At 43.3% G+C, this 21,458-nt stretch carries 22 protein-coding genes; 18 read left to right on the forward strand and 4 right to left on the reverse strand.

Annotated features, from left to right (window positions below):
• The first annotated feature begins 3 nt into the window (after nucleotides 1–3).
• Nucleotides 4–1,002: a signal recognition particle-docking protein FtsY gene (gene ftsY, locus ACN6KS_RS13115; RefSeq protein WP_440962161.1), complete on the forward strand. Its 999-nt coding sequence runs from the start codon at nucleotides 4–6 to the stop codon at nucleotides 1,000–1,002.
• A gap of 119 nt (nucleotides 1,003–1,121) precedes the next feature.
• On the opposite strand, the gene ACN6KS_RS13120 is transcribed toward ftsY, so the two are convergent.
• On the reverse strand, nucleotides 1,122–2,009 hold the full coding sequence (locus ACN6KS_RS13120) for a DUF1835 domain-containing protein (protein WP_440962162.1): 888 nt from the start codon (nucleotides 2,007–2,009) through the stop codon (nucleotides 1,122–1,124).
• Between the two features lie 353 nt (nucleotides 2,010–2,362).
• Here ACN6KS_RS13120 and ACN6KS_RS13125 point away from each other — a divergent pair, with 353 nt between their 5' ends.
• From ACN6KS_RS13125 to ACN6KS_RS13140, 4 genes are all read left to right on the forward strand, one after another.
• Nucleotides 2,363–3,826 carry a circularly permuted type 2 ATP-grasp protein gene (locus tag ACN6KS_RS13125; RefSeq protein WP_042127226.1) on the forward strand — a complete coding sequence of 488 codons (1,464 nt, stop codon included), beginning with the start codon at nucleotides 2,363–2,365 and terminating at the stop codon, nucleotides 3,824–3,826.
• 68 nt (nucleotides 3,827–3,894) lie between these two features.
• Entirely contained in the window at nucleotides 3,895–4,848 is a 954-nt protein-coding gene (locus ACN6KS_RS13130; protein ID WP_094874596.1) for an alpha-E domain-containing protein, read from the forward strand.
• A complete protein-coding gene (locus ACN6KS_RS13135; RefSeq protein ID WP_094874597.1) occupies nucleotides 4,845–5,711 on the forward strand; it encodes a transglutaminase family protein in 867 nt (288 codons plus the stop codon). The genes ACN6KS_RS13130 and ACN6KS_RS13135 overlap by 4 nt, the downstream gene beginning before the upstream one ends.
• Nucleotides 5,712–5,849: 138 nt before the next feature.
• On the forward strand, nucleotides 5,850–6,659 hold the full coding sequence (locus ACN6KS_RS13140; protein ID WP_440962163.1) for an SDR family oxidoreductase: 810 nt from the start codon (nucleotides 5,850–5,852) through the stop codon (nucleotides 6,657–6,659).
• Here the strand turns inward: ACN6KS_RS13140 and ACN6KS_RS13145 are convergent.
• On the reverse strand, nucleotides 6,651–7,127 hold the full coding sequence (locus ACN6KS_RS13145; protein WP_440962164.1) for an SRPBCC family protein: 477 nt from the start codon (nucleotides 7,125–7,127) through the stop codon (nucleotides 6,651–6,653). The genes ACN6KS_RS13140 and ACN6KS_RS13145 overlap by 9 nt on opposite strands.
• Nucleotides 7,128–8,315: 1,188 nt before the next feature.
• Here ACN6KS_RS13145 and ACN6KS_RS13150 point away from each other — a divergent pair.
• Complete coding sequence (locus tag ACN6KS_RS13150) at nucleotides 8,316–8,747, forward strand: DnaJ family domain-containing protein (protein WP_440962165.1); 432 nt, start codon at nucleotides 8,316–8,318, stop codon at nucleotides 8,745–8,747.
• A gap of 118 nt (nucleotides 8,748–8,865) precedes the next feature.
• Here ACN6KS_RS13150 and ACN6KS_RS13155 read toward each other — a convergent pair whose 3' ends face one another.
• Nucleotides 8,866–9,291: a GNAT family N-acetyltransferase gene (locus ACN6KS_RS13155; protein WP_094878256.1), complete on the reverse strand. Its 426-nt coding sequence runs from the start codon at nucleotides 9,289–9,291 to the stop codon at nucleotides 8,866–8,868.
• 157 nt (nucleotides 9,292–9,448) lie between these two features.
• Here ACN6KS_RS13155 and hrpB point away from each other — a divergent pair, with 157 nt between their 5' ends.
• The 6 genes from hrpB (at nucleotide 9,449) to ACN6KS_RS13185 (ending at nucleotide 15,350) form a co-directional block, all read left to right on the forward strand.
• Nucleotides 9,449–11,941, forward strand: a complete 2,493-nt coding sequence (gene hrpB / locus ACN6KS_RS13160) for an ATP-dependent helicase HrpB (RefSeq protein ID WP_440962166.1) — start codon at nucleotides 9,449–9,451, stop codon at nucleotides 11,939–11,941.
• 96 nt (nucleotides 11,942–12,037) lie between these two features.
• On the forward strand, nucleotides 12,038–12,622 hold the full coding sequence (locus ACN6KS_RS13165) for a general stress protein (protein ID WP_094874122.1): 585 nt from the start codon (nucleotides 12,038–12,040) through the stop codon (nucleotides 12,620–12,622).
• A gap of 234 nt (nucleotides 12,623–12,856) precedes the next feature.
• Nucleotides 12,857–13,723: an NAD-dependent epimerase/dehydratase family protein gene (locus ACN6KS_RS13170; RefSeq protein WP_440962167.1), complete on the forward strand. Its 867-nt coding sequence runs from the start codon at nucleotides 12,857–12,859 to the stop codon at nucleotides 13,721–13,723.
• A 26-nt stretch (nucleotides 13,724–13,749) separates the two neighbouring features.
• Nucleotides 13,750–13,878, forward strand: coding sequence for a hypothetical protein (locus ACN6KS_RS13175; protein WP_256716254.1), 129 nt, complete (start codon nucleotides 13,750–13,752; stop codon nucleotides 13,876–13,878).
• Between the two features lie 24 nt (nucleotides 13,879–13,902).
• Entirely contained in the window at nucleotides 13,903–14,097 is a 195-nt protein-coding gene (locus ACN6KS_RS13180; RefSeq protein ID WP_094874120.1) for a hypothetical protein, read from the forward strand.
• Between the two features lie 308 nt (nucleotides 14,098–14,405).
• Complete coding sequence (locus ACN6KS_RS13185) at nucleotides 14,406–15,350, forward strand: GNAT family N-acetyltransferase (RefSeq protein WP_440962168.1); 945 nt, start codon at nucleotides 14,406–14,408, stop codon at nucleotides 15,348–15,350.
• Between the two features lie 113 nt (nucleotides 15,351–15,463).
• On the opposite strand, the gene ACN6KS_RS13190 is transcribed toward ACN6KS_RS13185, so the two are convergent.
• On the reverse strand, nucleotides 15,464–16,354 hold the full coding sequence (locus ACN6KS_RS13190) for a GNAT family N-acetyltransferase (protein ID WP_440962169.1): 891 nt from the start codon (nucleotides 16,352–16,354) through the stop codon (nucleotides 15,464–15,466).
• A gap of 121 nt (nucleotides 16,355–16,475) precedes the next feature.
• Here ACN6KS_RS13190 and ACN6KS_RS13195 point away from each other — a divergent pair, with 121 nt between their 5' ends.
• The 6 genes from ACN6KS_RS13195 to nagE all read left to right on the forward strand — a co-directional run bounded on the left by ACN6KS_RS13195 (nucleotide 16,476) and on the right by nagE (nucleotide 21,455).
• On the forward strand, nucleotides 16,476–17,045 hold the full coding sequence (locus tag ACN6KS_RS13195) for a GNAT family N-acetyltransferase (protein WP_094874117.1): 570 nt from the start codon (nucleotides 16,476–16,478) through the stop codon (nucleotides 17,043–17,045).
• A 449-nt stretch (nucleotides 17,046–17,494) separates the two neighbouring features.
• Nucleotides 17,495–17,854, forward strand: a complete 360-nt coding sequence (locus ACN6KS_RS13200) for a helix-turn-helix transcriptional regulator (RefSeq protein WP_042127258.1) — start codon at nucleotides 17,495–17,497, stop codon at nucleotides 17,852–17,854.
• 93 nt (nucleotides 17,855–17,947) lie between these two features.
• Entirely contained in the window at nucleotides 17,948–18,334 is a 387-nt protein-coding gene (locus tag ACN6KS_RS13205) for a DivIVA domain-containing protein (protein ID WP_094874127.1), read from the forward strand.
• A 219-nt stretch (nucleotides 18,335–18,553) separates the two neighbouring features.
• Nucleotides 18,554–19,420, forward strand: a complete 867-nt coding sequence (locus ACN6KS_RS13210) for a PRD domain-containing protein (RefSeq protein WP_371916535.1) — start codon at nucleotides 18,554–18,556, stop codon at nucleotides 19,418–19,420.
• Nucleotides 19,421–19,442: 22 nt separating this feature from the next.
• Nucleotides 19,443–19,949: a PTS sugar transporter subunit IIA gene (locus tag ACN6KS_RS13215; protein WP_042187759.1), complete on the forward strand. Its 507-nt coding sequence runs from the start codon at nucleotides 19,443–19,445 to the stop codon at nucleotides 19,947–19,949.
• 48 nt (nucleotides 19,950–19,997) lie between these two features.
• Nucleotides 19,998–21,455 (forward strand): N-acetylglucosamine-specific PTS transporter subunit IIBC, encoded by a 1,458-nt coding sequence (gene nagE, locus ACN6KS_RS13220; protein ID WP_280786023.1) that lies wholly within the window; start codon nucleotides 19,998–20,000, stop codon nucleotides 21,453–21,455.
• Nucleotides 21,456–21,458: the final 3 nt, after the last annotated feature.

The following is a 21,458-nucleotide window of genomic DNA, read 5'->3' on the forward strand; positions in this document are numbered from 1 at the left end:
CAAATGAGCTTTTTCAGGAAGTTAAAAGAAAGCATTTCCGGCAAAACGGAAAGTGTAACCAAACAATTCCGCGACGGATTAGAAAAAACCCGTAAAGGCTTTGTCGAGAAGGTAGCGGACCTGATTATCCGCCGTAAAAAAATAGATGAAGAGTTCTACGAAGAGCTGGAAGAAATCTTGATTGGTGCGGACGTAGGTGTTAATACAGTAATGACACTTGTCGAGGATCTGCGCGCTGAAGTAAAGCAAAAGCGAATTGAAGATGCAGCTGAGCTGCAACCCATTTTGTCCCGTAAGCTCATGGAATTGCTGCGCGGCGATGACGATAACAGCCTGAAGGAAAATCCGGATGGCATTACAGTTATCTTGTTCGTTGGGGTAAATGGAGTAGGCAAGACGACTACGATCGGTAAACTAGCACATCGTTACAAACAAGAGGGTAAAAAAGTTCTTTTGGCTGCAGGGGATACGTTCCGTGCCGGAGCGATTGAACAGCTCGAAGTTTGGGGTCAACGTGCTGGCGTAGACGTAATTAAGCAACAAGCTGGCTCTGACCCGGCCGCTGTTATGTTCGATGCTGTTCAAGCGGCTAAGCAGCGGAATGTAGATATCTTGATTTGTGATACGGCAGGCAGACTTCAGAATAAGAGTAATCTGATGGAAGAGCTCAACAAGATTTTCCGTGTTATTCAAAGAGAAATTCCTAGTGCTCCGCATGAAGTGCTGATGGTGCTAGATGCGACCACAGGTCAAAATGCGCTTACGCAAGCCAAGCTATTTGGTGAAAAGAGTGGGGTAACAGGGCTCGTCTTGACGAAGCTGGATGGTACAGCTAAAGGCGGAATTGTAGTAGCCATTCGTCAGGAAATGAACTTACCAGTGAAGCTCGTAGGACTCGGAGAAAAGATGGAAGATTTGCAGCCATTTGATTCTCAGCAGTTCGTGCATGCTCTTTTTGCCGGATTAATTACCGAGGAAGAAGAATCGGAAGAGCAAGCTTAGTTCAATCATCCACACAATTTTCATAAGCAACATTTACAAGGAATGTCCTCGAAGCTATATTTAGTTATGAGGGCATTCCTTTTTTATTAAATGCTAGTTAGTTGTTAATGTAGTGACCATTAAGGAATTCTTAAAAAGTACAAATGCAGCGCGTAGGGTATCCCTTTAAATAACAGCTTTCCCTCACTAATAAGCCTCCAAAAGCGATATTCTATAAATGAGGTACTGATAAATAAATTCCACTGCCCTATAATTGTACCTGCATTAAGTCCCGCATTTACGAAATGATCGCCCTGTTCATTCTTTTGCAGTTGCAGAATTAAGGACAGAATGTCTTCGTCATAGTATGTTTCGGGTACATTCGTTAGTTGACCCTTGGACCATACTCGAAGCATATCCTCAGTGTTGCTGATTTCTTGCCACTCCAGTTCATACTGTTTTCTCTTCGCGGAGGTAAGGGGCTCCGTATTTTCGGTGTTTTTGATAATAATTTGCACCGCTTCGTTTGGGAGCTGACCCAGGGATTGGGGAGATAAGCCCATGCTAAATTGATCCGTAATCCCGGGAAGCTTCTCATAAGCTTCGATTGGATTTATAACATGAACAGGTTGCTTCCGCTCACTAAGAACAGAAAGTGCAAATCGTAAACCTGTCTGATCATGGGAGTTGTCTCCGCACCAAATAGTGATTTTTTTGTCCTCGGGAATTTCTTTTAAGGTCTGAATCATAGCTTCCAGTTTATGCTGGGGATTGAGATGATAACCCTGATCCGGAAATCGTTCCTGAAACCATAACTCACGGGCATGACACCCTTCATCATTATCTAATTTGCACAGCGGTCCAGCAGAGAACGTCTCATTAAACGAAAGTACTCTTATTAAATGACGTCTACCTACACGACTAAGTGCTACCTTCATCGAACCCGCTTCTGATAAGCCAAATAAAAGAAAAATATGATTCCGCCTAGCCTCTTCCTGCTCCATGGTCATAGTATATTTGTGATCCATTTGTTCACTCTCCTAACGTTCCAAATTATACCATATAACTGAATTCACCTCCCCAGAAAACTATATAAAAAAACCAACATATGAAAAATTCATAATAGTACTGCTTGTCACTACTCCTGCATACAATTCAATGAAGAAACTACACTTCAGCTCCGACAGCCTATATAAGAGAGAAAGGAAGCGATTCCAAACCGCGGAAATATTCAGAGATCACATTTCTCTGTTATATATATTGACATCGGCAATAGAATTTACGTATTATGGGAATACAAAACAATATTTTCATGGATATTTTCAGGAATTAAAGTATAGGTTGTTAGTAAAGATAACATTTATCGAAAGGAGTCGGGCTCATGTCCAAATTAGATCCTCTGCCAGGTCTGTCTCCATATCCGCTGCAGCATTTTTTTGATGAAATGTATGCAGATAAGAGAAATGTCCGGCCGCATTACAGACATGTGAATCGCATGTTTTCCGGAATGAGCTCGGAAGAGCTGCAGGGTAAGCAGAATTTGATGCAGCGCAGGATGATGGAGGAAGGAATTACTTTTACGTTATACAATCCGGCTCAGGATCATCCCATGGAGCGTACGATTCCCTTCGATATGATTCCACGCATTATACCTAAAAATGAATGGGAGAGGCTAGAGGCAGGAATAATTCAGCGTATCACGGCTTTGAATCTGTTCATTCATGATATCTACCATGAGCAGTACATCGTAAAGGATGGAATAGTTCCAAGGCGTATGATCATCTCCAACTGTTATTTTCGTCCCGAGATGGCTGGTCTAAGGGTGCCTGGTGGAGCCTACATTACTACCTCGGGAATCGATCTGATCCGCCATCATGATGGGCAATATTATGTGCTTGAAGATAATCTACGAACGCCTTCAGGTTTTTCATATCTTTTTAAAGGCAGAACCCTGATGAATCAGTTGTTTCCAGAATTGTCCTTTGCCAGCTCCATCCGAGATGTTGATCATAGCTTGAATCGCTTCTTGTCCGTTCTACGTAGTTTATCACCCTCACGAAAGTCAGATCCGGTTATCGCACTTCTTACACCTGGGGAATACAATTCTGCTTATTATGAGCATGCTTTTTTAGCGCAACAGATGGGTATACATTTGGTAGAAGGACGAGATTTGGTTGCAAAGGATCACAAAATATATTTAAAAGAAATGAACGGACTTCGCCGTGTAGATGTACTGTATCGGCGTTTGGATGATGATTTCATTGATCCGTTAGCTTTTCAGCCGGATTCACTTCTAGGGGTGGCGGGTCTGATGAATGCGTATCGGGCAGGGAATGTAGCGATTGCTAATGCCCCGGGGACTGGTGTTGCTGATGATAAAGCGATGTATGTCTATGTACCGGATATGATTCGTTATTATCTGAATGAAGAACCGATTCTTGGAAATGTCCCGACCTATTTGCTAGGCAGACCTGATGAACGTTTATATGTCCTTGAGAACCTATCTGAAATGGTTGTGAAGGAAACCTCTTTATCCGGGGGATATGGAATGCTGATCGGAAGTGAAGCTACGAAAGAGGAGCTGGCTGAATTCAGAATGAAGATTATTGCCGACCCGGAACGTTATATTGCGCAGCCGATCATGTCTCTATCTAGAGCACCGGTATTATCAGGTGGAACAATGGCACCGAGACATATCGACCTTCGGGCGTTTGTATTAATGGGTGCTGACCGGAAGCCGCATGTTATACCTGGGGGATTGACACGGGTGGCTATGAAAGAAGGATCATTGGTCGTGAACTCCTCACAAGGTGGTGGCGTAAAGGATACTTGGGTCATGGCATGATACTGCTATGTAGATGAAGTGAATAATAAAATGCAGCATCAATTTGTAGGATAAGGGAGTGGCTGGAGATGCTGAATCGAAATGCTGAAGCTTTGTTCTGGATCGGCAGATATATTGAAAGGGCAGAGAATCATGCGCGGCTAATCAATGTTCATTATCATATCCAGCAGGAAGAGGATTTTCATGAAGAAGGACATAAATGGTCAAGGTTAATCGATGCGCTAGGCGTTCGAGGTGAATATATGCAGCAGTTCGAAACCTTTTCCGAGCAGGATGTCCTATCTTTCATCACACTTGATTTAGGCAATTCTAATTCATTATTCTCTTGTGTACATCATGCTAGAAATAATCTGCGGACACTCCGTCAGCAGCTTCCAAGTGAATTATGGGATGTTGTCAACAGCTTCAACCTATGGCTTGGTGAGCGGTCTGTTGCAGATATTATGAGTGGTCCACATCAGTTCTATCAGCAGGTTAAGGAGCGTACAGCCATGTTTCTCGGTGCAGAGCAGTCGGTCATGCTTAGAGGGAATGAGTGGCATTTCATTGAGAGCGGACGGTTTCTAGAGCGGGCAGAGAATACAACTCGTATCTTGCAGGCGGTCATTGTCTCATGCCGTTTTAAGGAGCTTAACGCGGTTTATACTCAGTTGCAGGCGGTGCTTAAATCTGTTAGTGGGTACCAGGCGTTTCGCCGTTATTATGCTGATGCTATGTCCCCGGAGAGCATTTTAGATTTCTTGATTGCAAATCCCAAATTTCCGCGTTCCATTCGTTTTTCTTTTCATCAGCTGGAAGAGCATTTAGCAAAGCTTGAACTAGATTCCTCAGAGAAAGGTTCAGGCCATGAGAAGGTTATCCGTCAAGCGGGTAAGCTAAAAGCAGAGCTGGATTATATGGAAAAAGAAGAAATGTCCGGCGAGCTAGTGGAAGATGTGCTTAAATCGCTGGTGATATCCTGTCAAAAACTTGGTAAAACAATGGAGGGCGCCTTTTTTCGGCGAGAAGGAGTGTCTGTATGAAGATTCAAATCAATCATACCACCACATACAGCTATCCAGAGCCGGTTACGGACAGTGTCAATGAGATCAGACTCACGCCACGCACGAATTATCGCCAATCCTGTTACCATCATGAAGTGGATATTTATCCGCCAGCCAATCTATTAACCTATGAGGATTTCTTCGGAAATCGGGTCCATGCCTATTCGGTTAATAAGCCGCATACGGAGATGGTCATCCACACTAAAGCTACTGTAGTTACACTGGATAAAGCTCAGGGGACAGACCTCCCGAGAACAACTCTTGAAGAACAAATTAGATTGTTAAATGACGAGGGATTTCAGAACCGTTATATTGAGTTTATTTTGCCGACTCGTTATACCGAGGTGACGCCTGAATTAGTGGAGTTTGCCTCACAGTACCCTTTTAATGAAGCAGAGGATATGTATGAATGGATTCTTAAACTATCTGCGACGATTTATGAACAGTTCACCTATGACCCTGAGGCTACAAGTGTAAATACTACGGTAAAAAAAGCACTGAAGCTTAAACGCGGTGTATGTCAGGATTATGCTCATCTAATGATTGCTGTTTGCCGTAGTGTCGGTCTGCCGTCCAGATATGTAAGTGGATATCATTTTGTCGGTGATTTGCAAGGGAGTAATGCTAATTTTGAGCAAGCCTCACATGCTTGGGTGGAGACTCACATTCCGGGTACAGGTTGGCTTGGTTTCGATCCGACGAATAATGTTGAGGTCAATTGGCGTTATATTAAGTTAGGTCACGGACGGGACTACAAAGATATTGTACCTGTAAAAGGCGTATATCGTGGTGGAGCAGGCACTCTGACCGTGAAAGTGGACGTGCGGAAGCTGGACAATTAAATGGATCAATATAGATGAAACTCTCTGTTCAAGCTTTTGAACGGGGATTTTTTTTGTGAAGATGATTCCAGTGTACATGGTTTTGGGTAATCTTGATCCATAGTACATCACTTAGAGATCTTAAAGGAGAGATTACATATGAGTCCAAACATAGCTAAGAAACAAAGATTTATTGGGAAAACAGCAATTATTACAGGAGCGGGCTCAGGAATTGGCCGGGCTACCGCTATTAAGCTGGCGAGGGAAGGTGCTAATGTAGCGCTTTTTGATTTGAATCTTGAACGTACCTCATCTTTAGCGGATAAGTTGAACAAGTTTCGCAAAGATAGTGCATTAGCCATAGAGGTAGATACTTCGGATGAAAAAGGGATGGAGGAAGGCGTTCGCAGGACAGTCGAACAATTCGGCAGCTTAGATGTAGTATTCGCTAACGCGGGAATCAATGGTGCGGTCGGACCTATAGAGGAACTGAGCTTGAGTGATTGGGAACGCACGATGTCGGTGAACTTGACGGGGACCTTTTTGACCTTTAAATATACGATCCCTCATCTGAAGGATAAAGGGAAAGGTAGCATTATCATCACTAGCTCCATCAATGGGAATACTAGATTTGCCAGCTTTGGATGGTCTACGTATAGCACTACCAAAGCTGGACAGGTGGCTTTTGCCAAAATGGCTGCACTTGAGCTTGCTAAGTTTAAAATCCGAGTGAATGTGATCTGCCCCGGGGCGATTGCTACCAATATAGATGAAACCACTGAAATGAACGAAGAGGTAGAAGCGATCGTCATTCCGATTGAATTTCCCGATGGTGCGCAGCCGCTGGCAGATGGGCCGGGTAAACCGGATAATGTTGCCGATCTAGTTTCTTTTTTGGCTTCCGATGAATCCATTCATATTACAGGTGCGCAAATTGTGATTGATGGAGCAGAGTCTTTATTATCCTAATTTAGAGATCGCTTCTTGGTATTGTTCATACCAAACGTTCCATTCAGCTTTTCGCGACTCTAGCGTGGTACCATCCAGAAGATGCTGGATCACATCCAGACATACATGCCAGCCAGCTAAATCTCGGGGGGTGTGTGGCGTGAGCGTCCGGATCGTTTCATTCAAGACGAGTAAACATCCTTCTGAATTTGGATATAGCTCAAAGTGAACTGAATCTTCAGCCCACGTAAATTCAAGAACGGATTCATGTTGCAGGGCGGTAATCGTCATTTCTTCAAAGGTCCCGTCTTGCATATCAAACTTGATTAATCCACCTTTACGCAGGTCTTCAACACTTAATTCAGTGAACCATAAAGCAAGCTTCTCATTCTCTGTCAGAAAGGACCATATTTCTGATGCGGGATGTTTTAGTTGACGTTCGAAACGAGCGACATAATGATCATCAACTTTTTTGAGGTTAGCTATCATGTTATATTTCTCCTTTGGACTACTGTTGTAGTCCTTTTTTATTGTTTAGGAAATTATACAATACAAAAAAAATGTGGATAACTCCGAAGAAAGAGGAAGGAGGGGTGAACGTGAAGAAGCAGGAGACATGAAATAAACGAGGAGTCATCCATCAGATTCTAAAAACCGAACGGACCTTATATCCTCCGAATTGCATGTTTTAGTCGAGCCTACGGACAAATGTATGCGAAAAACCGAATACAAATGTGCCGCCAGTAACGTAAATGAGCCAAATGTATGCGAAAAATCGAATACAATGTGCCGACGGTAATATAAACGAGCCAAATGTATGCGAAAAATCGAATACAATGTGCCGCCGGTAACGTAAATGAGCCAAATGTATGCGAAAAACCGAATACAATGTGCCGCCGGTAACGTAAATGAGCCAGCGCTGTTATTCACCCCAGATCACCCGGGAAGGGGCTTGTTATTAGGGAATAAGTGCAATACGGTCCGTCCCTAATATATGTGCTCATTTCATCGAAATAAAGCCATTCGGTCCGTAAGCGGAACCTCACTACGAAGGTGTATATGGATACGAGTATGGAATTACGGATGTACTCAGCTTGTAACTCTACCTCCAAGGACGACGTCAGGCGTTTTTCTTGTTGAGTTGAGGCTTATTAGAACGAGTATAACAATTGTTCGCATGAAAAAAAACTATTGTACGGTTTGGTTAGGCGTCTGTAATATGTTACGGACAGGGAGCAGAGAATGATGGTGTAGCAGAATGAATTGAATTTGCGGAATGGGGACTCTTGAGTCCTGAGCGATCTGCGGAGGCGAATATGAGGATGCGCAGACTTTTCGGACTGCATTGCAGCTATTTGAGCTTTTTAGTGCTTATTTTAGCGGTATCGGACTGCATAGCCATAGCTCTTATTTCCACAATTTCTATTAAAAATAGGGTGTATTTGTGTGAATAGGTGCAACTGAGTCCGATAGTGTAGCAAAATAGCCTGAAATTGCGAAATTAGGGCTCCTTAGTCCGAACGATCTGCGATGACGAGGAAGATTCACAGAGCGGAAAAGCATCGCCTTTTATAAGAATACATTGCGGCAGTTTGATGTATATCTACAGTTTTTTATGCTAAAATAGACGCAATTCTGCTTGCCATACTTTTGCTTTGGCGAGGAGGATCATAGGGTGTGGCATTGGTGAATGGGAAGGGGGCTGCGTATATGGGGATGATGTCCTGGCTGGTTGAGCAGCGAATTCAAGAATCTATGCGTAATGGGGAATTTCGAGATTTACCTGGGCATGGCAAGCCACTGGAGCTTGAGGATTTATCGGGCGTGCCAGAAGAATTGCGCATGTCGTTCAAAATTATGAAGAATTCCGGGCTGGTGTCCGAGGAAGTATCATTGCGTGCAGAATGCGTTACCCTCGAAGGGCTGCTCGCTGCCTGCCACCATAGCGGAGGTATTGAAACTAGTGAAGGCAAGGCAATCCGGGCAAAATTGTCATTGAAAAGGCTGCGTCTGCAAGAGCTTCTGCGTGAACGAGGCTTAGATAGTAATTCTGCTTTTATGGAATACAGTGTTCAAATACACGAACAGATAATTAGGGAAGAAGAATAACGATTATTAGGGTTCTTTTGTATGGACATGAGGATAAATAGTATGATATAAAGGCATCTCTAAGTCGGTTTAGACGAAAGAGTTGCCTTTTTGCGTACTTCGCTTCATAAGTGTATTCTCATCTTGCTTGCTTGAAATATACCCATTCTGGATCACCATCGTCTAAATTCTCAATGATTCCGCTTCTTACAAATCCTAGAGAAAGACACACTTGCTGCATGATCGTATTGGACTCATTGGTGGAAGTAAACAGCTTTGGGGTTGGAGAATGTTCTTCAATGTAACGAATAAGTGCACCGGCAATGCCAAGACGTCTGAAATTAGGATTCACAATTACGAGCTGAATAAAACAGCATTCGAAAAAAGTGGTATCGTAACAAGCATAACCGACAGGCTCACTGTTAATCGAAGCTACAACACATTGCTCGTTTAGAATGTATTGCTCGATTTTAGGTTTGCGATTTTCGCTGCCAATGACCATGCTATCGATCTTGCTGAGTATAGATAAATCTGAAATAGCGGCAGTAGTTGTAGTTACAAGCATTTTAGAAAGCCTCCTTTTCTATAATATAAGAAAGTTATACTTGAAATAGTAAGTACAGATTGTCTTGATCTTTGAAGTTTTTTCGCACATGATGAATAGGGTTTAGTCCACATCAAAGGAAATCATAACATATTATTACAAACGATGGAGAGATATAATGAAACAGCTTCCAATTATACATGTGCTTCCAGACCTGAAACACATACTTAGCTCCTCACCGGCGGCTGTTCTGATCGCAGAACCCGGTGCGGGCAAAACAACAGGAACGCCTCCGGCATTTCTGGACGAGCCATGGATGGCTGGTAAAAGCATTCTTATGCTAGAGCCCAGAAGACTTGCTGCAAGATCAGCTGCAACTTACATGGCGTCCTGCCTTGGAGAGAGTGTTGGACAGACGGTAGGTTATCGGATGCGGAACGACACTAAGGTAGGCAAGCATACACGAATTGTTGTAGTGACTGAAGGTGTCTTAACGAGGATGCTTCAGAGTGATCCATCACTAGGGGATGTGGGTCTGATTATTTTTGATGAGTTCCATGAGCGTAGTCTACATGCGGATCTGGGACTAGCTCTGGCGCTGGAAGCGCAGGCAGTGCTGCGTGATGATCTTCGGATTCTGATTATGTCAGCAACACTAGATAGTGAACGGGTCTCGGTTATGCTGGGCGATGCACCAGTCGTTGATTGTCCGGGACGAACCTATCCGGTGGAAACTATCTATACCCCAACTACAGGGAATCTTCCGATTGAAAAATCGGCCACAGCCGTAGTGAGACGTGCGCTTGCTGAACAGCCGGGAGATATTCTTGTATTCTTGCCGGGTGAACGAGAGATTCGCAGAACCCAAAATGAGCTGGAACAGGGTAAGCTTTCGGATGGGGTCGTACTTCGCCCTTTGTATGGACAATTACCACAGGTTATGCAGGATGCTGCAGTGGCTCCGTCTAAAGAAGGTGAACGTAAAGTCGTGCTAGCGACCTCCATTGCAGAGACAAGCTTGACGATTGAAGGTGTGCGAACGGTAATTGATACAGGGCTGCGTCGCACGCAGATTTTCTCTCCGCGTACGGGAATGCCAAGTCTTACAACGGTTCCGGTATCGAAAGCCTCTGCCGATCAGCGGCGTGGACGGGCCGGGCGGACAGCTCCGGGCGTATGCTACAGGCTGTGGAGTCAGGAGGAACATAATCGCCTTCCGGATGACAATGTGCCGGAGATTATGGAGACGGATCTTGCGCAGCTCGCTTTGGAGCTGGCGCTGTGGGGCGTGCGCGATCCTGCCGCGCTAGCTTGGCTTGACGCGCCGCCCGCTGCGCCCTATGCGCAGGGCACCGCGTTACTGCGCCAGCTCGGCGCGCTGGACGCCGGCGGCGCCATCACGGCGCACGGCCGCAGCATGGCCGCGCTTGGCGCGCATCCGCGAGCCGCGCATATGCTGCTGCGCGCGGCAGAGCTTGGCGCAGCACCGCTCGCCTGCCGGCTGGCGGCGCTGCTGCAAGAGCGGGACCTGTTCAAGGGTCCCGCGGCACAAGATTGCGACCTCACGCTCCGCGTAGAGGCGCTGCTCCGGTTCGAGCGCTCCGCCGATACGGGCGGAGCGGACCCTGCGGCTCTGCGCGCGGTGGTGCGCGAGAGCCGCAATTTCCTGGCGCAGCTGCAAGCAGCGCCGGTCGGGACCGTGAACGACATCAGCCCCTGCGGTCTGCTTCTGTCGTTCGCCTATCCCGACCGTATCGGGCAGAAACGCGGTGATGGCGCGTTTCTGCTATCCGCCGGTCGTGGCGTGGCCATGCGGGAAGGGCAACCTCTGGCCCGATCCGCTTATATTGTGGCTGCATCTGTTGACGATCGAGCCACACAAGGCGCAATCTTGCTGGCAGCTGAGCTAGAAGAAGGACAACTGCTTAAATATCATGCAGATCACATCATAGAGGATTCTGACGTGTATTGGGATAAAGAAAGTGGAAGCGTGAAAAAACGCCGCCAAACGATGCTTGGCGCTCTTGTCTTAAAAGAAACGTCACATGAAAGACCCTCCGCAGAAGAAACAGCGAAAGTACTGCTAAGTGTAATCGCAGAGGATGGGATTGATATCTTACCGTGGGAAAAGGGAACCCTGCAGCTTCGTGAGCGGTTAATGTTTATGCATGCCTTACGTTCAGATTGGCCGGATGTCTCAGATGAATCATTAATTGAGACGCTGAATGAATGGCTATTACCTTATATTCAGGGTATGCGGAACTTGCGCGATCTTCAGCGAATCCCGTTATCCCGGGCGCTTGAGGGGCTGCTGGACTGGAATCAGCGACAGTTTCTTGAACAGGAAGCACCGACACATATAACAGTTCCTAGTGGTTCGCGTGTGCCGGTGGACTATGCTAATCCAGCTGCTCCCGTACTGGCTGTGCGTTTGCAAGAGATGTTTGGACAGTTAGACACCCCTAGAATTGGAGGGGGGAAGGTACCTGTTTTGCTTCATCTTTTGTCACCGGCAAGAAGACCGATGCAGGTGACTTCTGACCTTGCAAGCTTTTGGCGTGGCACTTATTTTGAGGTTAAAAAGGATCTAAAAGGACGGTATCCTAAGCATTATTGGCCAGACGACCCTTTGCAAGCTATTCCGACCCATCGAACACGTCCCAAGAAATAATATGGTTATTCGTGCACTTGAATTTTAAATTAGATGTTTTGACTTCAGCTTACAGGGTAATTAACTAGCGAAGACAATTACTAAGGAGGGCTTCAAGTGACTAAAAAAATCGTAGGTATCTTTGATACAGAACAAGAAGCAACCAGAGCCATTGAAGGACTTCACAATCAAGGGTTCAGTAATGATGAAATATCAGTAATCACACGTGATCGCGATGAGCTAAGACATATTTCGGATGATACAGGTACAAAAGCTCCCGAAGGAGTGGCAACAGGTGCTGCTACGGGCGGCGTATTAGGTGGTGTTACCGGACTTCTAGCAGGTATCGGAGCGCTCGCCATTCCGGGCATTGGTCCTATTCTGGCAGCGGGACCTATTGTGGCAACATTAACAGGTGCAGCCGTCGGTGCAGGTGCAGGTGGCTTAGTTGGCGGCCTGATCGGTCTTGGCATTCCTGAGGATGAGGCAAAAGAATACGAAGGATACGTAGAAAGTGGCAAGATCCTTGTGCTTGTTGAGGATAATGGACGAGGGTATCAAGCGCATGATGTGTTCCGAGACAATCGCTCACTAAATGCTCAGCGTTACGAAGGCGTCTATAACGAAGATACTCGTCTAGGTAATTCAATGGCTAACAGAGCAGACCGAACGGCTGAAGTTTATAACCGCGATAAAATCTAAAATGTTAATCGGTCTACTTTTACTATGAACAATCCATTAAAGACTGCACCTCCTAGCGATAAGCTGTGAGGTGCAGTCTTTGTTATACATGTGGTATGATATGGATAATAATCCAAATTATATTTGGATATTTGAGAAATAACTGAAAAATGCACAATGCTGATACCATGGCAGTCATTTCTGATGTACATAGCAGTGTTTATACTTTAGAGGCTGTTCTGAAGGAGGGCTTAAATGAAGATATTTGTAGCCGGTGCAGCGGGCGTGATAGGACGGCTATTGCTACCTAAGTTATTTGAAGCGGGGCATGAGGTTGTCGGAATGACCCATAAGGAAGAAAATAGAGCATTTATTGAGAAATGTGGAGCACAGGCGGTAATCGCGGATGTTTTCGATCGAGAGGCCATATTTACGTCCATTCACAAAGCACAGCCAGAAGTGGTTATTCATCAGCTAACTTCACTAAGTCAGCGGAATTTCTCAGATAATTCCAGGATAAGAATAGAAGGAACACGAAATATTGTGGATGCATCCCTTGCAGCTGGCGTGGAACAAATTATTGCACAAAGTATTTCATGGGCTTATGAAGCTGGAGAGGAGCCAGCTACGGAGGAAACTCCATTAGATCTTAAGGCTTTGGAGCCTCGGAGAAGAACGATTGAAGGTATATACTCACTAGAGAAAGCAGTTGCCGAGATCCCAAATCATGTGATCTTGCGGTATGGAATGTTGTACGGCCAAGGAACATGGTATGACACTGATGGTTATATGGCAGAGGAAATTCGTCAAGGACGAGTGACAGCGACAGATGCAGTTGTATCATTCCTACATGTGGAGGATGCAGCTAACGCAGCGGTGCTTGCTCTGAACTGGCCTTCAGGCCCTGTGAACATCGTAGACGACGAGCCTGCTAAAGGATTGGATTGGTTATCAGCTTATTCAGGTACCATAGATGCTCCTGCTCCTAATGTTCAAGAAGGCAGAGAAGGATGGGAACGGGGAGCCTCCAATACGAAAGCCCGAATGGATTACGAATGGAGTCCACTGTACCGGTCATGGAGGTCAGGATTTGCTCGGAGCTTGAATGTCCAGAGTGAATGAATTCAGCTACTGAAAGGAAGTGCAGTATGAGTTTACTTCTTGTGATTTTGTTCTTTATTGGTTTAATCATGATGATTAGCAATCAATATGCGATGATCAAGAAAATGGACGAAATGAATGAGTCACTAAGTGAAATTAATAATAAACTTGGTTAGCTAATGTTGAAAAGGAGTGATGACGTGGGGGTAATAAAAAATTTCTCTCTAGTGGTCGTGAATTTAATCGCGGATCTATGGTTTGGAATCGTACGAAAACCCGAATTTTATGATAATCACACGGTTACTACAACAAAGAGAGGGTATGTCCTATTTGTAACGTTAGCAGGTATTATCGCTGTGGGAACCGCCATTTGGCTATGCTCTAGAATTTATTAAGGAGAAGACTGCCAATAGGCGGTCTTTTTTTCATATTGGACGTCAGCATGCATGACTCGACAAACGGTTAAGTGAGGCTAGACGAACGAATCGAGTCGGCATTTTGTTACTACTTGCCGTGTCTTATGAAATTCAAAGTAAGGATAGTCAGGTTTAGAAAGGAACCTTGAGATTGCTGAGTTAGTTTGCGTTTGTGCTCTCTAGAAAACTGTAAAGATTAATATATAAGTGTTTATTACCAATCATTTACTTTAAGAAGTGATACTATAGATGATAGAAGGTGAAGTAGCAGCGAGGAGGAATTGTACATGCAATTAATAGGATGGTCTGAGGATGAAATATCGTATGAGCTAAGTAATCATTATTCAATTCGTAAGGCTGAATCGGAAGAGTGGGGAGTGTATTGCTCCATTTATTACAATATTCAGTATATTGGATTTTTTAGAGAAGATGGGTTCAATTCTGCCCAAAAGAATGCTTTTTGGATCTATAAAGGGGAGGCGAAAATAGGTGGAGTAAGGATGTCACCTAATCGGATTTATCATTTGTTTGTTATTCCACCTTTTAACGATACATTTGTGGTGCTTAAACTGCTAAAAAAGCTTTTGATATATTGGTCTGACCGAACGGAGCCTATAAAAACCTTCGAGGTTCTACCGGATCAAGTTCATTTATTTGCGCGGGCAGGATTTTGGCCTGATGAGTTCAGATGTCGCTGGATGCAGCGTCCTACAGATCATTTCGAGGTGGAATGGAACGAAGAATTTAGAATTGAAAGTCCACAGATCGAAGATGATGGAAAAGGTACTAGACGGTTTATTCTTGAAGATCAGATCGCCGAATGTAGCTACGCTAGCTTTGCCGGAAGCCTCGAAGCGACTAGAAGAAAGCAATTCTCCTTTGAAGATTTTATTCCAAGTGAAGAACCGAATTATACGAATGAAGCATTACTTACCGCGTCAACGCTTGTGTATGATAGGAAATCAGGACAGTTAATTGCGAATTGTCTCTTGGGCTTACAAGGAGATTATGCAGCAGTTTATAGTATTGGTGTAATGCCCGGTTATAGAGGCAAAGGGATAGCGACACTGATGTTGAAAAGAGGACTAAGTCTCCTTAAAGATAAGTATCCATTCCTTAGATTATATGTCATGGAAGGTAATGATGCGGAGTCTGTCTATACAAATCTAGGATTTGTTCAAGGAGTACAAGAGATACAGAGCATGTATATTCCCGTGAACGATCAAGCATAAACGTTTTCGGTATCCTTATAAGGGCGGTAAGCGTTTAAGCGAGTATAGCGGGGAATATATACTTTCTAAAATTTAAAAAAAGGGCTGCCGGATGGCAGCCTTCTTCATCCTATCTAGGCATGTGAGGTTATGGGAAACATGAAATGTTTAGGTAGTTCTTTTAAAAGTGGACGAACAAATAACGTATCCTCACTCTGGGGGATTAATTCTGTTTCCATATGCTCTAGTGCATAATCTGGGGTGAAATAAAAATGGATAATTTCAGTTTCAGGAGAAATAATGCTATTCAATATCGCTTCGATATCCAGACTTGTTGTACTAATCATATCAAAAATATGAAGCTGATGACCCTCATGTTTAAAGATCACTACAACGTCAGCTTCTTCAATATAATAAAAGGAATCATGAAAAGGAAGGATGAAATAAAACAGCAGCTGATGTTCATTGTTTACAACGCTGAGTATAGTGGATACCGGTACTTTTCCTTCAGCGAATTTTTTTATCATGATGAGATCAACGGAGCTATTCATAGATAAGGGACGCATAGAGAAGGTTTTAGACGTTTGATTTCTAAGATTGGAAGCGTTAATCGAAAAGCTGCTTTCTTGCATGCGTTCAAATCCGAATTTGGGATAAAAATCCAAAGCGCTGTCGTTTGCAAATAAGTAGATGAAGTCATATTCCTGTTCGTACTTCGCGATAATATGATCTATTAATTTCCTGGATAATCCTTGCATGCGATAATCAGGATGTGTCATTACAGTGCCAATTTGGATGGCATTATACTCTTTTTGATTTAATATAATCGTCATTTTGTTTATGGATGCATTTGCGATCACTTGGTCCCCATCGATATAGGAATAACAGATATACTTGTCATTCCAGCCTCCTTGTTCATACCATGGCGAAAAATCAATCCCGAAGATAGATTTAGCTAATATATTAAAGCTTTCTTTATATTTTTTGATATGCTTATAATCACTGACCAATTGGTAATCGCTCATAAGTAAGCCTCTTTTCCAAAGTGTTTTTCATAGTCACGTTTAATGGTTATATCTTACTACACCGTTCTAAAGTAATGTTTATTATAAAAAAACAATCCCGAAATGATTTGGAGGCTAGAAAATGAGAGAGATAGATTATAGTAATTATTACTGGAAAGACGAGAAAATCAGATTACGGTCAATTCAAGAAGGGGATTGGGAAGGCTATTATACGAATCGTTTCGATACTCCAGCGCGGCGACTCTTACAGTGTGCTGTAGAACTACCACCCACCATTGCCGAAGCTAAAAATTTTGCGGAGACTTACGCTGAGTTCTCATCAGATAGACTAATGTTTACGATCGAAGATTTGCATGGTGAAAATGTTGGAGGCGTAAATCTGAATAGCATTGACGAGAAAAATGGTACGTTCAGCATTGGCGTGCAGGTGGATAAAGATCATCGAGGGAAAGGGTATGGAACGAGAGCTATAACCATTCTCTTAAAGTATGCTTTTTTTGAGCGACGACTAAATAAATTTAATGAATGTGCGCTTGAAGGCAACGAAGGTTCAATAGGGATGTTAAAGAAAGTCGGCTGCGTGCAAGAGGGTGTGCGGCGGAAAGTTATTTACACGAACGGACGATATTATGATTTGATATTGTTTGGATTGACGAAGGAAGAATTTATGGAGAAAAACGCGATGAATTAGAGAGCGTAGTTTCGGACTCAGTTGCAGCTATTCCTTAAGAATAGCTGTATTTTTGTTGCTTTTTATGTCAATAGCGTCAGTGGAGTCCGTTAGCAATCTAAAAGGGGTGTAAAACAGCGTTTAGGATCAGCTGGGTCCGATGGCAGTTACGTACGAGCAAAACGGATCAAACCCAAGAAAATTTAGATAAATTAAGGTATACAACCATGTACAACCATATAATTCTGTACTTTCATCATATGAAAAATTCACAATAAGAATCAAAAAATAAACAACTCTATCTAGTTACTTTCATGAAATTCATCATCTATCCCTATTAAATTTTTATACAAATCGGAAAAAGTGAACCCACTCCCACATTTCAGGTTGTGAAAGTTGGAAAATAGTGCTTATACTAGAGTTATAGAAGGTAAGATTAACCAAAAAAACACAACATGAGGAGGGCTTATATGGCGTTTATGATTGCTCAACGGGCTTTTATCAAGGTGTATCTTATAACAATGGTAGAACAACATCGCGGGTATGGATACCAAATGCTTGAGGATTTACGTCGAGATTTCAAGGCACATGGCTATTCCCCCCCACAGAGCGAAATTTATCGCGCGCTGCATGAGCTGGTACAGCAAGGGATTTTATATCGTACTAAACAGCTAAAAGGGAATGACCCGAAGGTGGATTTTCAAGAAATTGTCTTATATCATTTTACTTCTGATGGTGAAGAGAAAGCGAAGCTATATAAGAAGCAGGTGAAGACGGATCTTGACCGCTGTCTAGGTATTTTGAACAAGGCGGTTGCGGATAACTTCTAGAACTGGAACTATAGTTATATTTTCAGGATGCTCTCACCCTGTTATAATGGTTACTGCCGGATAATTGCAGTATATACTTGGAGGTAACAAATGATGGATGAACATATGAAACGTCGATTGGACAAACAACGTAAGCTATTCAGCCAACTTGGCATCACACTAGATGCTCTAACCATACATGAAAAAGAATTCAGTATGAAGCTTCGTGGTTACGATGCGGAGGAAGTGGATACATTTTTAGATAGCGTAATCAAGGATTACGAACGTTTTTATGCCACAATCGCTGATCTGATGGATAAATGGCAGGAGCAGCAAATAGAGATGCGCGAATTAAAATCAGAAACCAAAGCCACAGAGGTTATTCAGGTCCCAGTACTTCGAGGCATTGACCCAAAGGACTTAGAAGAGGTCATTCTAAAACTGGAAACCAATGTTCGTCAGCTTAAAGATAAGCTTCCCCAAATCGAAAGCTATTTATAAGTCGAGAATTTTGAGTTCAGGAGCTGCGCTTGACATTTATAAATTTACCATTGACGAGTTAGCAGTTCATGATTTATGATATGTTCATAAATGATCATTTATATTTTAGTGGCGTGTTACCGTTAAGGGCATGAGCCAAGGATTGTCTTCATCTCGATGAGACATTTCTTGGCTTTTTTTGTTCCTAATTGACGATAATATGGGAAAGGAGTGATGAGCTTGTCGCGGGAGATCGAGCAATTTCAAGTACAGCGTGTGATTGGGAACAACGTTGTAATGGTTCAGGGAAGCAAGAACGGCAAGGAATATGTCATCATCGGTAAAGGCATTGGTTTTGCTGTGAAAGGTTCAGGTGTGATTGAAGGAAACGATCCTCGTATTGAGAAATTGTTTCGTCTAGAAGACCGCGAATCCTGGAGTCAGTATCAAATATTGCTGGAAGACATAGATCCCAAAGTGATGAGAATAACTGATGAAATAATTGCTGATATCCAAAGTCAATTTCCTGACAAATTAAACGACAAGATTTATTTGGCACTCCCGAGCCACATTCAATTCACCATTTACCGTCTGCGCAACGGGATGGATATTATTAATCCTTTTTTACAAGAAACTAAGATGTCTTTTCCGAAGGAATTTGATATCGCTTACAAGGCATCAGAGAAGATCAATGCTGAATTTCAGGTGCAAATTCCCGAAGATGAGGTTGGATTTCTAACTTATCATGTGTACTCCGCAGTTAACAATGTATCGGTGGGTCAGTTAGTAAAAGCATCTAATATTGTAAGTGAACTTCTGGATATGATACAGCAAGAACGGAATATAACTTTTGAGCATGGCAGTATGAATCATATTCGATTAATGATCCATTTACGGTTTTCACTGGAACGTATTTTGAAAGGATCACTAATAGATAATCCTTTTGTGAAACATATTAAGAAGGAATACAAAGAAGAATACAAGTTATCTCAAAAGCTCGGTAAAGTGATGCAAAAATCTCTTGGTGTAGATATCCCGGAAGAAGAGCTGTGTTTCCTGGCAATGCACTTACACCGATTATTTCAGACTTTAGTGAAGCAAAACTAACATCTTTAGAGGAGTGGAGCATATGTTTTCCAAATGGAAATCAAAAAAAGAAGAGAAACATACTGGACATACAATCGAAATCATGGCACCTATCAGCGGAGAGGCAGTTTCATTAACTGAGGTTCCGGATGAAACCTTTGCTGGTGGTCATATGGGTAGCGGAGTTGCAATCAGACCTTCCGAAGGAATACTAAAAGCTCCTTTTGATGGCACGGTTGCTCATATCGTGAAATCGAGTCATGCAGTTATTCTGGAACATTCCTCCGGTGTGCAATTGCTGTTACATATCGGAATCGATACTGTCAGTCTTAAGGGCAACGGATTTGTCAGTCATATTGCCTCTGGAGATCAAGTGAAGGCAGGTCAAACCTTAATCGAATTTGATCTGGATGTTATTCGCGCAGCAGGCTGTGACACAATTTCGCCTGTAATCGTGACTAGTACGGAGGAAACACCACCTCAAGTGAACGGACATTATGGTCAGGTTACAGCAGGACAGGATCTGATTCTTACAGTGGCTTCAAAGTAATAGGCTGATAGAGCATTACTACTATTGAATCGAAAGGATGATATTGTTATGTTGGCTTTTCTACAAAAATTAGGTAAGTCGCTTATGCTTCCTGTCGCTACTATGCCAGCGGCAGCTATTCTTCAAGGCTTTGGTTTGCTTAACTATGAAAAAGATTTGCATCTAGGAGCTACGGTAGGGGGGTTCCTGAATCAATATTTTGCGCCCTTTTTAAACGCTGGAGCGAATGCAATCTTCGGTAACCTTGCTTTGATCTTTGCGGTAGGGGTCGCTATTGGATTTGCTAAGGATGCTGTAGCAGCCTTGTCAGCAGTAATTGCTTACATGGTTCTGACCAAGATTCTAGCAGTTGTACCTCTTCAATTCTCCTTCATCAATGATGATGTAGTGTTGAATATGGGTGTGCTTGGTGGTATATTTGCCGGTGCTTGGGCAGCGTTCCTATATAAGAAATATCATAATATTAAGATGCCAGATTGGCTTGGATTCTTTGCGGGTAAACGTTTTGTTCCAATCATTACCGCAGCTTCCACGATGGTCCTTGCCGTATTAATTGGGATGATCTGGAGTCCTGTACAAGATGTAATTAGTGATTTCGGAAACTGGGTTGTGTCTCTCGGTGCGGTTGGAGCTTTCATCTTTGGTACAGCTAACCGTCTATTGATTCCAATCGGACTACATCATGTACTTAATACGATTGCTTGGTTCCAAATTGGTGACTTTACGAATGCAGCGGGTGAATTGGTACATGGTGATTTGTATCGCTTCTTCGCTGGAGATAAAACAGCTGGGATGTTTATGACTGGCTTCTTCCCGATCATGATGTTTGCGCTTCCAGGTGCAGCGCTTGCATTTATTCATACAGCTAAACCTGAAAAACGCAAAATGGTTGCTTCTATCTTTATCGGTTCTGCCATTGCTTCTTTCTTAACAGGGATCACGGAGCCTCTTGAGTTCTCCTTTATGTTCTTGGCACCAGTTTTGTACTTGGTGCATGCATTACTGACAGGTTTCTCTATGGCTCTAATGTACATTCTAGATGTTAAACTTGGATTCGGCTTCTCTGCTGGTTTGATCGATTATCTAGTGAACATGAAACTATCCACCAATGCATGGATTCTTATCCCTGTAGGTCTGTGCTTCTTCGTTCTGTACTACGTGTTATTCCGCTTTATCATCACGAAGTTCAAGCTTAAGACACCTGGACGTGAGGATGATGATGATGATGCGCTTGTAGCACCAACTGGAGGTAACGCAACGGGTTCAGCTGCTTCTTCCAAGGCTGCTCAAATTCTTGAGCACATCGGAGGACCTTCAAACATCGAAAATATCGATGCTTGTATTACACGCCTACGACTGATCGTTAAAGACGAAAAAGCTGTTAAAGATTCTGCACTGAAACAACTCGGAGCTTCAGGTGTGATGAGACTTGGTCAAGGTGCTGTGCAAATCGTATTTGGTCCGAAATCGGAGCAATACAAAGAAGAAATCGAGAAGTTACTATAACTT

This window comes from Paenibacillus nitricinens (assembly GCF_052056485.1).
Taxonomy (GTDB): Bacteria; Bacillota; Bacilli; order Paenibacillales; family Paenibacillaceae; genus Paenibacillus_AQ; species Paenibacillus_AQ nitricinens.

Excerpts from the sequence above, each read along its gene's own strand:
- ftsY (WP_440962161.1), top strand. The coding sequence starts at position 4 with ATGAGCTTTTTCAGGAAGTTAAAAGAAAGCATTTCCGGCAAAACGGAA.
- ACN6KS_RS13120 (WP_440962162.1), bottom strand. The coding sequence starts at position 2,009 with ATGGATCACAAATATACTATGACCATGGAGCAGGAAGAGGCTAGGCGG.
- ACN6KS_RS13125 (WP_042127226.1), top strand. The coding sequence starts at position 2,363 with ATGTCCAAATTAGATCCTCTGCCAGGTCTGTCTCCATATCCGCTGCAG.
- ACN6KS_RS13130 (WP_094874596.1), top strand. The coding sequence starts at position 3,895 with ATGCTGAATCGAAATGCTGAAGCTTTGTTCTGGATCGGCAGATATATT.
- ACN6KS_RS13135 (WP_094874597.1), top strand. The coding sequence starts at position 4,845 with ATGAAGATTCAAATCAATCATACCACCACATACAGCTATCCAGAGCCG.
- ACN6KS_RS13140 (WP_440962163.1), top strand. The coding sequence starts at position 5,850 with ATGAGTCCAAACATAGCTAAGAAACAAAGATTTATTGGGAAAACAGCA.
- ACN6KS_RS13145 (WP_440962164.1), bottom strand. The coding sequence starts at position 7,127 with ATGATAGCTAACCTCAAAAAAGTTGATGATCATTATGTCGCTCGTTTC.
- ACN6KS_RS13155 (WP_094878256.1), bottom strand. The coding sequence starts at position 9,291 with ATGCTTGTAACTACAACTACTGCCGCTATTTCAGATTTATCTATACTC.
- hrpB (WP_440962166.1), top strand. The coding sequence starts at position 9,449 with ATGAAACAGCTTCCAATTATACATGTGCTTCCAGACCTGAAACACATA.
- ACN6KS_RS13170 (WP_440962167.1), top strand. The coding sequence starts at position 12,857 with ATGAAGATATTTGTAGCCGGTGCAGCGGGCGTGATAGGACGGCTATTG.
- ACN6KS_RS13175 (WP_256716254.1), top strand. The coding sequence starts at position 13,750 with ATGAGTTTACTTCTTGTGATTTTGTTCTTTATTGGTTTAATCATGATG.
- ACN6KS_RS13185 (WP_440962168.1), top strand. The coding sequence starts at position 14,406 with ATGCAATTAATAGGATGGTCTGAGGATGAAATATCGTATGAGCTAAGT.
- ACN6KS_RS13190 (WP_440962169.1), bottom strand. The coding sequence starts at position 16,354 with ATGAGCGATTACCAATTGGTCAGTGATTATAAGCATATCAAAAAATAT.
- ACN6KS_RS13195 (WP_094874117.1), top strand. The coding sequence starts at position 16,476 with ATGAGAGAGATAGATTATAGTAATTATTACTGGAAAGACGAGAAAATC.
- ACN6KS_RS13200 (WP_042127258.1), top strand. The coding sequence starts at position 17,495 with ATGGCGTTTATGATTGCTCAACGGGCTTTTATCAAGGTGTATCTTATA.
- ACN6KS_RS13205 (WP_094874127.1), top strand. The coding sequence starts at position 17,948 with ATGGATGAACATATGAAACGTCGATTGGACAAACAACGTAAGCTATTC.
- ACN6KS_RS13215 (WP_042187759.1), top strand. The coding sequence starts at position 19,443 with ATGTTTTCCAAATGGAAATCAAAAAAAGAAGAGAAACATACTGGACAT.
- nagE (WP_280786023.1), top strand. The coding sequence starts at position 19,998 with ATGTTGGCTTTTCTACAAAAATTAGGTAAGTCGCTTATGCTTCCTGTC.